The organism is Atribacterota bacterium, from assembly GCA_039638595.1.
In the GTDB taxonomy this organism is placed as follows: Bacteria; Atribacterota; Atribacteria; order Atribacterales; family Caldatribacteriaceae; genus Profundicultor; species Profundicultor thermophilus.
In genome coordinates this window covers 1-13,392 of the sequence record JBDIWM010000048.1, presented here as the reverse complement: position 1 = coordinate 13,392, position 13,392 = coordinate 1, and the positions used below count along the sequence as shown (strand labels likewise).

The following is a 13,392-nucleotide window of genomic DNA, read 5'->3' as shown; positions in this document are numbered from 1 at the left end:
AGACTAGTACGATAACGAAAAAAGACGCCGACCAAAGTCAAAGTAGGAAAGCCCATGAATCACCACTCTGCGATTGGGAAAGATCACGATCTTCTTTGCTTCGATATAATAGTGGGGTTCTTCAAGGTCACATCCGGTAAAACGTGCTCCTTCGATTTCGGTAGTGTTTTCTTCCTCTCTGATGATTTCCCCTTTGAAGTAAAGTTTACCGGCAATTGAAGCACCCGTAATGTCGGAACGAACGTTCTGAAATTTCCACCAATCCTTTTCCCAGTTATAGAAAAGCCTTTCAGCCACAAGGCCCTCGTCCCTCCGGGTGACCGTAACATGCCCTTCGGCCTCCAGTTCCTGTTTATCGAGCAAAAGGTGAATTTTCTCGGCTTCCAGAACCACATCCTTATATATTACCTTCCCTCGGTAAACCAGGACCTCATTTTTTTCCATTTGATACAACAGGCGTTCACCAGCAAGTTCCAGAGCATTCTGTGCCCAACCAAAGCTACAAGGGATAAGGAGAAAAAAAACCACCAGAATATACCAAACGGCCTTTATGTGCACCGACTACGACTCCTTTTCCTCGATCAGGAACTTCCCCCGGGTAATCCCTTCGGCATCGAGCGTTTCCGAATCAAGATAGTAAATAGCCCTGGCCACTTCAAGCTCCCGGTTTTTTTCGGTAATCACCACTTTCCCCTCCAGAGTCATTCGCTCTTCCTGGCCCTCAGATTTGGGAAAATAGTGGACTTTATCAGCCTTGATGGTAATCTCTTTCCAGGCAATCTCCACCCCTCCTTCACTCCAAGCTTCTTCATTTTTCCCATTATAAAAGAGCGCGGTCGCTTTCCAGAAAATGAGCGATGTTCCTCCCTCTTCTTCTCGCTCTTTTTTTAGCTCCACCTGATCTTTAAATTGGTAGATTTCGGTGTCAAAATCACCATTCATATGCTGAGCCCGGATTTCGGTTTTTCCCCGAGTGACCACTACCTGCCCCTTAAAATCTCCTTGATTCTCCCTCAGATTAAAGAAGAGTTCCTCACACTGGATGCGATTCTCTCCCTGAATCGCCACCACCTTTCCTGAAGCTAAAAATGTTTCCCCTTTAGAATCGTACTTGATGCGATCAGCACTCTGAAGAAGTACTTCTTTTGTCCCGGGCGTGGCTTCCTGTGCTAACAACGGCATACTAAAAACAGTAAGCCCCAAAATCACCAAAATAAACCAGATTTTTTTCAATTTTTCATTCCCCCACCATGGTCAATAATTTTTGTTTATTATATCATTACAAGGGGGATGAAAAATGGAAGAAGAAAGGGTAGTCCGGATTTTGTCCGCCTTAGAAGAACGATTCCCAGACGCACGGTTACTCCTTGAATTCCGTACTCCTTTTGAGCTTCTCATTGCCACCATCCTTGCTGCCCAAGCCCAAGATGAGCGAGTCAATCAGGTAACGAGCATCCTCTTTAGAAAATTTAAAGACGCGTTTTCCCTTTCCCAGGCTCCCCTTGAAGAGATCGAACAAATCATACACCCCCTCAATTATTACCGCCAAAAAGCTCGATTTATCAAAGAAACCGCCCGCGAGATTGTGGAGAAATTCCAGGGAGAGGTTCCTCCTTCTTTAGAAGCGTTAGTTCAGCTCCCCGGAGTGGGAAGAAAAACAGCCAACATCGTTCTCGGTAACGCTTTTGGTATCCCGGCCCTACCAGTCGATACTCACGTAGGAAGAGTGGCAAAGCGGTTGCAATTTTCTTCTTCCTTTTCCCCAGATAAAATCGAAGAAGACCTCAAAAAACGCATCCCCAAAGAGAAATGGGTACGGGCCACTCACCTCCTTGGATTCCTGGGAAGGTTCATTTGCCAGGCAAAAAAACCACTCTGTCATACTTGCCCTATCCAGACTTTCTGTCCTTACCCCGAAACCTCATCTCAAAATCGACCCAGAAACTGACTTTCCCAACACATTCACCCCACTGCCGACCAAAGCGGTTCTCTTCATCCACCTCCTCTTCGAATTTCCCCTCAAAATCAAGTTCAATGACGTAGCCCTCAAAGAGACCTTCGCCAAAGAGATTGAGGGTGCCACGATAGTAAAGCACGGTTTCAAAATCCAGAGAGTCGAGCTTCCGGGAAGCAATCAAAAGTACAGGACTCTCAAGGTCCACATTGGAAAAAAGCCGAAAATACTCTCCACCACGATACGCAACCACTTCAGCAAAGGGGAGGCTGTAACCAACCTCGATGAAATCCCTGAAAGAGACCTGGGGAGTGATTTTTCGGAAGCGGTGCAACAAATATTCCCAATCTTCTCGAACAATTCTGACCCCCTGCGATGACCCCACTGCACCCCAGAGCACAGAATGGTCTTCAGGAAAATAGATGGTAAATTCGAGTTCATCAAATCCTTCACGGACAAAATAACGAGGAATATCTCCTCGACGCAGAAATGAAAAGGTGAGCTCGGCCTCAAAATTTCGTTCCGAAACACCCCGAAGCAAAAGATTCATTTCTTTCTTTCCTTCTTGGTCGAGAAGCACCAACTTCCGATTTCCGGAAACCTCCCTCCGGGCCACCGTCAAGGGTCCCTCCTGTCTTCCCACCAGGTTCATCTCTCGACGAACCGGTAAAATCGGGGCCCGAACCGAGTATAAGGGAGTTCGACCCAAAATATGGTTTCGATTCCGTACCTCCAAATAAAACAGATATCCCTCAAACTCACGTACTTCAAGGACAAACCGACCTTCTTTTTGAAATGGAGCTTCCTCTCGACTATAATGGCCCGCACGAAAGGAACGATAAAAAAGGAAGGCTTCCACCTCTTCTTTGGCCTTCCAGTCTACAAAGAGTGCATCGCGCGCAGAATCAAAGTCAAAACGGAGACCTGCAATCAGCCCAAAGGGATCGAGAGGACTCGAAGACTTATTGACCAGGTCTTTCCAGATACGAAGGGCATCAAGACCCTGACCCCTTTTCCAGCGTCTTTCGATTTCCCGCTGTAACCGATTCAGGAATGGGGGGGAGAGCTCCCCCCCCGCTTGAATTTCCTTCTTCCTCCATAATGCATAGGCAGTGGAAACACTATCCACGGTTCCGATATCGAGCTCTTTTTCCTCTTTGACTTCCAGAAAAGAAAGGGCGACGAGTTTCCCTTCAAAAAAAACTTCCACAAAGTACCGCTCTCGCTTAGGAACTCTTAAAAAAAACTCCCCTTCGTCATTGGTGAGCCCCTGGGTAACCAATGTTCTACTTTCAGGGAGCGTCACCCGCACCAAAGCTTCTGGAAGTGGCACCAAGGTTTCTTTTGGTAAATTTTTCCGAAGATGGGGAACATAATCCCAGGGATTCTTTTCGCGAAAAGGAGTCCCCCGAGGTAAAAGCACGTTCCCCCGAATAAAAGTCAGAGTCGTTCGCCCTCCTTCTTCATTTGATACATTCGGCGATCAATCTCCTGAAAGAGTTCCATGATATTTTTCTTCTGGTCCCAAGTATAAACACCATAAGAAATTCGAATCGGGAATGGTTCTCCCTGTACTTGGGTCGCCCGAAGACTCCTGGCAATCCTTTCCATCACCTTCAGCGCATCCTGTTCTTCTGCCTTGGGTAAAACCAGGACAAATTCATCGCCTCCGTAACGAGCAACAATATCACTTGCCCGAACCATGCTCTGCATGTTTTCAGCTACCACCTTCAGGACTTCATCACCAAAAACATGACCGTAAACGTCGTTAATTTTTTTAAAGGCATTGACGTCCACAAAAGCCACCGACAGGGCGTACCGCTCTCGTCTACACCGTTCAAGTTCTTTGGAAAGATACTCTTCTAAAAACCGGCGATTGTATAGTCCAGTCAACTGATCATAGAGAGCAAATCGTAAGAGGACCGATTCATATCGTTTGCGCTCTCCAATGTCACGGAGCGATAAGAGGTAAAATTCCTCGTTGTTCTCTCCAAAATGCGAAATCCGAGCCTCGAAATTGAAGGGTTTACCATGAACATTCTGCACTTCGAGTTCCATGGCAAAAAGAGTGGTTCGATCCACTCTCTCTAAAAGCCTCGGCCAGACGTCTTTCCCAAAAATTAATTCTACATTTTCACCTTGCAGCGTTTTTTTGCTCCATCCCAGGACTTCGCTGACTCGGGCATTGCTATCGACAATTTTTCCATCTCGATTGACCAAAAACAAAAGATCCGGACTGCGATCAAAAAGACGAAACCAGCGCAATTCCTCGCGTCGTCTTTCTTCCTCCAGACACAGAAGCCGTGAAACCACGAAATACGTGCCCTTAGGTAAAAGAGATTTTTCACCAGCCCTTCTGACGATTCCCAGGAAAGCATTCCGGTCAACCTGCAATACCATAATGCGGTATGCCCCTCTCTTTAATCTCCAGCGTTTTTTTTGAAGTGAAGCATCAAAAATATTGGTCCATGCTTCTTTTGTCAACCCACTTCCACCATTTCCCTGAATCACAAAAAGATGTCCTTCTCTTCCCCGATACGCAACTTCAATTCCTTTCCACTGTGCCAGAATAAAATGTAAAATTTGCTCCACATTGGTAAAATAATCATGAATCAAAGAAAGAAAAAGGCGAACTAAACTTTCCAGAGCCCAATGCATAACCTTTACTTTGGTTATATCGATGGCAATTGTGAACTCCTTGGGTGAGCCGCCCTGGAGGTTTACCCTCAGATTCGTGTAGTAAAAATGACGCTTCAGTGTAGAATTGTAAAGTTCAAACGAAGTTGCCATCTCGGAAGAAATGCTCCGATTTGGACAAAATTCACAGGGGGCATCCCGCCCGTGCAGAACCTCGAAGCAGGAACACCCCAACACATTTTCTCCAAGCGCCTTTTTCAGCGTTTCGTTGACATACAGCACTTCATACGTTGCGGTATCAACGAGATACACATAGCCATCGATGCAGTCAAAAATACTTTTCAAATTCCAATCCATGACTCACGTTATAATACGATGGCCATTTTTTGCAACCGAATACTTCGGTTGGGTACATCAATTTCAATTCGCAAGCGATTCTGACCCTCAACAAAATCTTTCTGCATAACGATAATCCTTTGTTCTCCATCAGGACTCAATGTCTCCTCTTCCACCGGGAAAGCCCCCAGGTTCTTTCCATTTAAGAGCACTCTCACCCGTGCCCCGGGGTCTCCCTGAATCCAGAGGAGGAGACAACCCTTCACTGGAAAACCACCTGGAGAGAACGTGAAATCGACCGTGTCACTCCTTGTGCGCATCTCCAAGAACGATGCTTCATTCACCCCAAAGCCAGAAACAAGGTTTCCCTTGTAGCGCAGATTATCTCCGTTGTGACGAACCTTATCGCCCCCGAAATCAACATAGAAAAGGGTGGAAGAGAGCGCGTATGACACTATCGGAACGACCTCTCCCGAGACCACAAAGGAAGCAGCGTCAAATTGTTTTGTCCCCGGAAAATCGACGGTGATTTCTACCGGTGTGACTTCTCCCACCGTCGGGGCATAGTAGGTCACCGAGGCTTTTCCCGAAGAATCGGTGGTGGTGGAGCGGGTATTAAAACTCCCGGTATTTGCTGTCCACCGAAGAACCTGAGAGGAAATTGGCCTTCCATCCTGGTCCCGGAGGGTAGCCGTAAACTTAAGCGACCCACCTGAATCTACCGTAAAAGAGGAAGGGGTCACAGTAAGGTTAACCGGAGAAGGTCTCAAACCAACTTCAATGGTTGCCACAGTCTGCGCGGGCGCCAGACGAACATCACCAGCAAAGTCCACCTGCAAAGTTACAGTTCCCGTAAACGAAGGAGCATAAAACGTGTTTCGTGATTGACCTTGCAAATCCGTCACGGTCCGTGTGGAGCTGACTCGTCCATCACTCACTGACCAGAACAACTCCCTCCCTTCAAGGACCCTTCCACTTGCAGTACGCAACGTGGCGGTAAAAATCAGGGATCGGGAAGCTCCCACAGTCACCACCTCCGGTTCAATGGTAATGACTGTGCTCTCCAGCCTCGCCACAACGTTAAACGAAACCCTATCGGTGGCGTACCGTCCACCAAAAATCCGATCCCCTTGATGTGGTGCCTGAACAAAATCTTCAAGCTTAATCCCATCCACCGGGTTGGGAGTAAAGAGAATAACGAGTCTGTCGGTACCACCTGGACCGGAAACGATCCCCGAGTACTCACCGGTAACTCCACCCCGAACCTGGACGTTCCGCAAAAGCACCCGTACATCTCCATTGGGGAGGTAATCGATTAGATTGACGTACCCTTCCCGTGTGGTTCGATAAGTCACAAGGATTCGGTCACCCACAAAGTAATTTGCTCCTTCTCCCCTATCCACAGAAAGGGTCACCTGAGGGGAGCGGGGAATAGAAATATAAATCTGGGGGCTCAAGTTAAAACGCAGGAAGACTCGAGGTTGCGTGAAACCAAAAGAACTCATTCCCAAAAGCACCACCAGAAACAACGCCACCAGCGTTTTCCCAAAGACGGACTTCATCCTTTTTCACCTCGCTTTCTTCAATTATACCATACACCTCCCTTCGAACATGAACGGATCCTCTTTTACCCATCCTGAACCATCACGAGAAATTCATCCACATCGTTGATAACCCGGGCACCCTGCTTTTGCAGTACCGTTAGTTTGCTAATGGCCTCCCCCCCAGTATAGTCAAATTTTGAGTCAAAACCAGCTTTAAAGAGCAATACGCTTTTGCCTTCCCGTAAAAGAGTGTGTGCCAGTTCCAGATTGAGCAGGTTTCCTTGTCCCCAGTAGGTTGGCACCACCAAGACGAAATGGGCATTACTTGCCAGCTTTTCTGCTCTTTGCAGCGTCTCCCGGGTAAAAGGAGAAAAAGGTGCTTCCTGAACCACCGGTATTTGACATTGGGTGGCGAATTCTTCATCGGAGTCCAGCCGGTTGACGATGCCCACGCTCAGAGCAAAACCTTCCTCCAGGAGTCTTTTCATGAAGGGTACACCCTGGCCCCCACCACAGATAAGGTGTACTTGAATTCCCTTCGATTTTTTTCTCCGAATCTCAAGCGGCATAAAGAAAGGACGCAATGAAACTGGATGCATGCTATCCAGAAATTCGACCCCCAGAAGTTCAGTCATTTTTTCCCGAGTCATAACCCGTTCTACAAGTCCAAATTCTAAAACAGAACCCTTTTTGAGGAGAAGCACTTCGTGACAGAACTGTGCCACCAGGTTCACATCGTGAAAAACTCCCAGAATGGTAATTCCCTGTTCCCGTAAATGCAAGAGAATTTGCATCACCTCAAGCTGATGCAAAACGTCCAAATGGCTGGTTGGTTCATCAAGAAGAAGCAGCTCCGGTTCTTGAGCCAAGGCTCGAGCAATCATCACCCGTTGTTTTTCGCCACCGGAGAGCTCTGAAAAGCTCTGCTCAGCAAAAAGCCAGGTGTGCGTCACCTCCATGGCCCACTGCACCGCACGTTCATCATTTTCGCTTTCTCGACGCCACTTTTGGAGGCGGGGAAACCGTCCCATCATGACTACTTCCAGGCAGGATAGGTTAACCCGTGGAGGGATTTCCTGAAAAACGATGGCCACTTTTCTGGCCCATTCTACCCGGCTGTATCGCTGTGAATCCTGACCAGCAAGAATAATCTTCCCTTCCTGAAGGGGGAGAACACCAGCCAGAAGATGTAAGAGGGTACTTTTCCCTGAACCATTCGGACCAATGATTCCCATAAAGGCCCCTTTCGCTAAGGCAAAACTCACGTCACAAAGCACCTTTGCCGTATCGTACCGGAAACCAAGGTTTTCAACCGAAAGGTATTGACTCACATCTCTCTCCTTTTGCGACGGAGAAGATAAATGAAAAAAGGTGCCCCCAGGATACTCATAATAATTCCTACTGGTAACTCCACTGGATACAAAATGGTCCGCGCCAGCGTATCGGCAAAAAGAAGCACCATCCCTCCAAGAAACAAAGCCAGGGGCAAAAGGAAGCGATGGTCCTGATAGCCCAAAAGCCTCAGAATATGGGGAACAAGGAGCCCCACAAATCCAATGACCCCACTCACCGAGACGCAGGCAGCCACAATCAGCGAAACCGCCAGAATTAACCACCGTTTGACCCCCTCCACATCGACTCCGAGACTCCGAGCAACCTTCTCTCCCAAAAGAAAGGTGTTGAGTTCCCGAGCAAAGAAGAAAAGAAAGGGAACTCCTATCACAAAGAATGGGGAAATCATCTTGACTTCAAGCCATCCCCGACCCCAGAGTCCTCCCATGGTCCAGAACACCACCTGATGGAGATTTTCTCCAGCAATGAACATCCCCAGGGAAATGAATGCCGAGAGCAGAAACCCCATGGCGATACCAGCCAAAAGGAGGACTTCAAGAGGCATCTTTTTGCCCAAAAGACTCAGGCGAAAAACAAGAAAAGCCGTCAACATAGCTACAAGAAAAGCAAAAAGGGGGACCGTAAAAAGTCCAAAGTACACATGACTCAGAATGGCGATGACCGCCCCCAGAGCTGCTCCTGAACTCACTCCCAGAACATAGGGATCCACCAGAGGATTTTGAAAGATACCCTGCAAGACAGCTCCACACATAGCAAGTCCCCCACCCACCATAAACGAGAGCACCACCCGGGGTAAGCGCACCCTTAACAGAATGGTCTTTTCGGTGGCAGAAAGGCGAGAAGGAGAAAAAAGAGCCATCGAATCCAAAAGACGATAACGTCCCTCCCCCACCCCCGCCGCAAACCATATGCTGAGGAATATGCCAGCAAGAATCAAGGAAAAAAGGGCAAGCGCCCGTTTACTTTGTCGGTGATTCATAAATACCAAAAATCTCAGGATGTAAAACTCGGGCGAAAACCGATACTGCTTCGATAACCCTCGGTCCAGGCCGAGAAACAAGATCGCTATCGACAAGAAAAACTTTCCCTTCCTGAATTGCTCTGATTGCTCGTAAACGTTCATCCGAAAGGAGAAACTCGTAGGAAACCGCCTCACTACCATGGGTACTCACCACAGTGATGATATCGGGGTTTCTGCGCAGGAATTCTTCTAAGCTCAACGTGACGTACCCCTCAAGGTCAGAAACCACGTTCAATCCTCCTCCGAGTCGAATGAATTCGTCGACAAAGGTATTTCTTCCTGTGGTCCAGATGGGGTCATGCCAGATCACATGCAAAAGACGCGGTTTTTTCTCCACAGGAAGCGTATTCACTTTCTGCGTGATACGCACCAGCTCATCCCTTAAGGTTTGAACGAGTTGCTCTCCTTTATCCCTTACCCCGGCGATAATCGCTACCTTTCTGAGACCCCCGAAAACTTCGTCAATGGTATGTGCATCAAGGACAAAAACCCTAACTCCCAATTCTTCGAGCTTATCAACCATTTCTCGAGGGGTTAGTGAGCCCGCCAGCACAAGGTCTGGTTCCAGACGGATCACTTTTTCCAGGTCCACTTCAGTTATATTACCAACCTTTTCTTTTTCCTGTGCTTCCTCGGGATAATTGCAATAGTTGGTTACACCAATCAGCCGGTCTCCCAGACCCAGAGCAAAGACAACTTCAGTATTAGCTGGAGAAAGAGAAACAATGCGCTGTGCAGGGTTTAAAATGTGGAATTCTCTACCCCAATCGTCCTGCAAAATTATTTCCTGAGAAAAAACCGGCCACACAAATACCAAAAGATACAAACTCAAAATGACCATCCAGACTCGACGAATCATTGAAGATCCTCCTTTGTATTGAATTCCCAGAGAGGAGGAAGGAGAAGGATTTTGCATCCAGAACATGTCCCACCTCCCCTTTCCTCGAAGAGGGTGAGTCATGCCCACGGTAGGTCTCCTGGCTTCTGGATCATCACTTCTTGCTCCTTCCCGACTTCGAAAAGCCAGTGGTTTTTTCGCAATACGCTCCCCAGTCACAGTGGCGGGACCACGCCGGACTTTCACCGGACTTCCCTATTAAGGTCAATCCACCTTGGGCTTTTTCACCAAGAGCAATCCTATCACGGTTCATTGTGAAACACAAGGAGTTACCAGATTTCTGCTTTTTCACCGCAAAGCATGCTTGAAATCCGTCCCGCCAAGAGTAACGATTCCTAAAACTTTAAAAGTGCTTGAGCGATACGGAAATAGACAATGATTCCAATGATATCCACCACAGTGGTAATCACCGGTGTTGCTGCAATTGCTGGATCAAGGTTAATTTTCTTAAAAAGTACCGGAAGAAAAACCCCGATGAGATTCGAAACAAAAACAATGGTCCACACTGAGAGTCCCACCACAAGTCCCACAATAAATGCTTCCCGGAGAAAAATAACCCGCAAGATGGCAATCAAAGCAAGCAAAACCCCTAAAACGCCTCCAATAATGATTTCCGTCCAGATCACTTTCCACAGAGAGCGCTTTTCAAATCGTCCAATGGCCAACCCTCGGACCATCACCGTAGTGGACTGGCTCCCCACGTTACCGCCAGTGTCGATGAGCATGGGAATAAAAAAAGAAAGCGCAACCACCGCCTCAATGACGCTGGAAAAACCTTGAATCACGAAACTGGTCAGAGTCCCCATAATGAGAAGCACAGCCAGCCATACAAACCGATTCTTGATCCTATGCCACAAAGAAGCACGGAGGTACTCATCTTCGGTAGTACGGATTGCCGCCAGACGATGCAAATCTTCAGTTGCTTCGGCTTCGATGACGTCGATGGCATCATCGACCGTCACCGCACCCACCAACCTTCCCTCTCTATCCACCACCGGTACCGCCAGAAGGTCATACTTCTGAATCATTTGTGCCACCTTTTCCTGGTCATCGTCGGTGAGCACCGCTACAAAATCCTGATTCATAATCTCCCGAATCAAAGTTTCGGACGCAGCGAGCACCAAGTCCCGTAACGTGACTCTCCCTAAAAGATGGCGTTCCGCATCGATGACGTAGGCGGTATAGGTCAACTCCTCGGGTGGACTCAAGCGTCGGATACGCTTGAGAGCCTGCTCCACGGTGTAATGTTCCTTGAGGTCGATAACCTGAGGACTCATGATTCGACCAGCACTGTTTTCCGGATACCCAAGCATACTGGCCGCAATACTGCGCTGGTCCGGCTCAAGGAGGTTCAGGAATTTTTTCACCACTTTGGCTGGTAACTCATCGAAGAGTTCCATCCGGTCATCTGGAGACATCTGGTTGAGAATTTCCGCCACTTTTTCGTCAGTAAAATGGTGGAGCAAGTTCTCCTGTTGTTCAAAATCCAGCTGTTCAAAAACGGCAATGGCCTGGTCTTTTGTAAGCAAGCGAAAAAGAAGCACCTGCTTCTGGGTGTCGAGAGTGCTCATAATTTCGGCAATATCGGCAGGATGCAGAAAATTGACTTCAACTTTGACATCGTTGTATTTTCCAGTTTCCAGAAGCTCGGAAATACCCTCCACCAGGGAATCGATATCTTTTTGCATTTCTCCATCCACGGTCTCCACCTCGCTTTCCCGTGAGTACCCGCATTGACTCCATTCATTGTAACCCAAGAAACGAGACCTTGTTTCTGTTTCCCAAATCAAAAATATTTTTTACCCAGCTTTAAGGTTTTTCATAGCAGGTCTCCACCATCAGCATAGAGTTCCCAAAATTCCAGCAGGGTTGGGTGCAAAATTCTTTCTCGGGTCCTAGGGAAGAATTTGACCGCTGCTTCTTTCAGATACAGATACCGTAGGCCCTAAGCAAGACTTTGTAATGGTTCTGAAATTTGAGTGAATCGGTAGACCTCATTTAAACTACCTCTTTAAAAGAAGAGTGCACGTGTTGCCACTCCAAATTTTGGAACTCACCTCACAGATGAGTCTAGCATCAGAAAGCGAGAAAGGCTCCTTTTCCCACTTTTAGGGATTAACTCCGATAACGGCGGGGAATTCATCCGTCTCTGAAAAAACCATGGAAGCCATCTTAAAGGGAAAAGCTTGGAAAAAACTCAAAATCTGTGGCTACGAAGTGTCCCTTCCTTTTTAGAAATTCCAACTCGATACGAAACATCCAATGATCAAGACGCATTTCTACAGGATGAGGAACATTTCTTAAGGACACATAGAGAGGTGAAGATACGAGAGGGCGTTAGAGAAAATATTTTTCCCTCTTTCTCAAGAGCTCCATAGGCTTTACCTGGGATAAGAGATAGACCTTACCATCCAGAGTCTTTTGGAAATTTACCTTTTGCCACCCATGCTTTTGATCCACAGGTAAAAGAGGGACAGCCTGATTATCCTCCAGCACTTAATGATATGGTTTTTTTGCTTTCCGTATATGTTCGATGGAGAAAACAGGTTCAAAATCTGTCCTCCATAGGGGCATTTTGACGGTTGTATCAGGGAAGAAATGCCTCCCCAAAGAATCGATTCCTCACTCCAAAGCTGATACCCCCTTAGGGCATATTCCCTGATGAGTCTGTCCTGGAAGGTAACTACCTGCCTGAGGAAAAACCCTGTGTAGGTTCATAGAAATCCGCAACAGGTGGGTAGACAAAAAAGTGCAGGAACCGGTATCCTCACTCCAAAAGTAGTAAAAAACTCAGAAGAAGGAGGTCCTGCACCTCAATGAAGAGTAACGCAAAGGGAACGAAAGGTCTATCAATCTTCTCTGGGACCTCCCTGCACCATGAAAAGCTTTCAAGGTGCTGCCATTGCCAAACTGGCCAAAATCCATGACCTCTCCAAGAAAGCCAGGATTCGTCTGGAGATTCTCGACTTTATCCAAAGCCATCCCATCTCGGTCACCTGCCACTGGTATGGTATCACCCGGAGCACCGTCTACCGGTGGAAGAAGAAGGAATCCCAAAAACATGAAAAGCCTTGAGGACTGCTCGAGAAGGCCCAGGAGGGTCAGAAAACCCATCTCAACTCCAGAGCTTGTGGAAGGCATTCGGAAACTCCAGGAACCCGAGCCATACCTTGGGAAAACCAAGCTCGTCTTCTTCCTCAGGGAAGAGGGCTTCCAAAGACTTCCAGAAGACCCCCTGCAGGACGAAAAACCCAGAGACGGCACGGTGAAGTTCCCCAGGGACCTGGTGGCCATTGATACCCTCAATATTCCTCCTCTCCCTGGAACAGGGTATAAACAATTCACGGCTCAAGACCTGGTTTTTCGTTTTACCCTTGCCTCCCTCTCCACCCAGGCCAGTGCCGCCCAGAGGTTCCTGGAGGAACTCCTCAAGAAAAGTCCCTTCCCAGTGAGAGCCATCCAAGGTGAGGGAGTGCGTCCTATGGGGTCTTTGTCCTCTCTCCCAGACTCAACGGAATGGTGGAAAGGCTCAACCGAACCTTCCGGGAAGAATTCTGGGCATACTACGAGGAGGAGGTTGATCGTAAGACCATGCGATTCCACCTGAAGAGGTGTATAGATATAGAAGTCTCTGGGTTTACCTGAAGGA

The 13,392-nt window shown here is 47.7% G+C and carries 11 protein-coding genes and 1 riboswitch; of the genes, 2 read left to right on the top strand and 9 right to left on the bottom strand.

The features are described from left to right. Positions 1-3 precede the first annotated feature (3 nt). Both ABDK92_09540 and ABDK92_09535 read right to left on the bottom strand, forming a co-directional pair. A complete protein-coding gene (locus tag ABDK92_09540; GenBank protein ID MEN3186849.1) occupies positions 4-558 on the bottom strand; it encodes a hypothetical protein in 555 nt (184 codons plus the stop codon). A 3-nt stretch (positions 559-561) separates the two neighbouring features. Further along, a complete protein-coding gene (locus ABDK92_09535; protein MEN3186848.1) occupies positions 562-1,233 on the bottom strand; it encodes a hypothetical protein in 672 nt (223 codons plus the stop codon). A 64-nt stretch (positions 1,234-1,297) separates the two neighbouring features. Here ABDK92_09535 and nth point away from each other — a divergent pair, with 64 nt between their 5' ends. Further along, positions 1,298-1,948 (top strand): endonuclease III, encoded by a 651-nt coding sequence (nth, locus tag ABDK92_09530; GenBank protein MEN3186847.1) that lies wholly within the window; start codon positions 1,298-1,300, stop codon positions 1,946-1,948. Here nth and ABDK92_09525 read toward each other — a convergent pair. The 7 genes from ABDK92_09525 to mgtE all read right to left on the bottom strand — a co-directional run bounded on the left by ABDK92_09525 (position 1,890) and on the right by mgtE (position 11,443). Continuing rightward, positions 1,890-3,377 (bottom strand): hypothetical protein, encoded by a 1,488-nt coding sequence (locus ABDK92_09525; protein ID MEN3186846.1) that lies wholly within the window; start codon positions 3,375-3,377, stop codon positions 1,890-1,892. The two genes, nth and ABDK92_09525, sit on opposite strands and share 59 nt — an antisense overlap. A 17-nt stretch (positions 3,378-3,394) precedes the next feature. Next, on the bottom strand, positions 3,395-4,948 hold the full coding sequence (locus ABDK92_09520; protein MEN3186845.1) for a sensor domain-containing diguanylate cyclase: 1,554 nt from the start codon (positions 4,946-4,948) through the stop codon (positions 3,395-3,397). Between the two features lie 8 nt (positions 4,949-4,956). Then, complete coding sequence (locus ABDK92_09515; GenBank protein ID MEN3186844.1) at positions 4,957-6,489, bottom strand: Ig-like domain-containing protein; 1,533 nt, start codon at positions 6,487-6,489, stop codon at positions 4,957-4,959. 65 nt (positions 6,490-6,554) lie between these two features. Next, entirely contained in the window at positions 6,555-7,802 is a 1,248-nt protein-coding gene (locus tag ABDK92_09510) for an ABC transporter ATP-binding protein (protein MEN3186843.1), read from the bottom strand. After that, the gene (locus tag ABDK92_09505; GenBank protein MEN3186842.1) at positions 7,799-8,803 is read right to left on the bottom strand and encodes an iron ABC transporter permease; all 1,005 of its coding nucleotides are present in this window, start codon (positions 8,801-8,803) and stop codon (positions 7,799-7,801) included. The genes ABDK92_09510 and ABDK92_09505 overlap by 4 nt, the downstream gene beginning before the upstream one ends. Continuing rightward, positions 8,784-9,704, bottom strand: a complete 921-nt coding sequence (locus ABDK92_09500) for a cobalamin-binding protein (protein MEN3186841.1) — start codon at positions 9,702-9,704, stop codon at positions 8,784-8,786. The genes ABDK92_09505 and ABDK92_09500 overlap by 20 nt, the downstream gene beginning before the upstream one ends. Before the next feature lie 90 nt (positions 9,705-9,794). Next, positions 9,795-9,975: riboswitch (cobalamin riboswitch) on the bottom strand. 103 nt (positions 9,976-10,078) lie between these two features. Continuing rightward, positions 10,079-11,443, bottom strand: a complete 1,365-nt coding sequence (mgtE, locus tag ABDK92_09495) for a magnesium transporter (protein MEN3186840.1) — start codon at positions 11,441-11,443, stop codon at positions 10,079-10,081. A gap of 1,177 nt (positions 11,444-12,620) precedes the next feature. Between mgtE and ABDK92_09490 the strand changes: the two genes are divergently transcribed. Next, positions 12,621-12,818 (top strand): helix-turn-helix domain-containing protein, encoded by a 198-nt coding sequence (locus ABDK92_09490; GenBank protein MEN3186839.1) that lies wholly within the window; start codon positions 12,621-12,623, stop codon positions 12,816-12,818. The last annotated feature ends 574 nt before the right edge of the window (positions 12,819-13,392 follow it).

What these genes read in the sequence shown, in the direction of transcription:
- nth (MEN3186847.1), top strand. Translation starts at nt 1,298, where the DNA reads ATGGAAGAAGAAAGGGTAGTCCGGATTTTGTCCGCCTTAGAAGAACGA.
- ABDK92_09520 (MEN3186845.1), bottom strand. Translation starts at nt 4,948, where the DNA reads ATGGATTGGAATTTGAAAAGTATTTTTGACTGCATCGATGGCTATGTG.
- ABDK92_09515 (MEN3186844.1), bottom strand. Translation starts at nt 6,489, where the DNA reads ATGAAGTCCGTCTTTGGGAAAACGCTGGTGGCGTTGTTTCTGGTGGTG.
- ABDK92_09505 (MEN3186842.1), bottom strand. Translation starts at nt 8,803, where the DNA reads ATGAATCACCGACAAAGTAAACGGGCGCTTGCCCTTTTTTCCTTGATT.
- ABDK92_09500 (MEN3186841.1), bottom strand. Translation starts at nt 9,704, where the DNA reads ATGATTCGTCGAGTCTGGATGGTCATTTTGAGTTTGTATCTTTTGGTA.
- ABDK92_09490 (MEN3186839.1), top strand. Translation starts at nt 12,621, where the DNA reads ATGAAAAGCTTTCAAGGTGCTGCCATTGCCAAACTGGCCAAAATCCAT.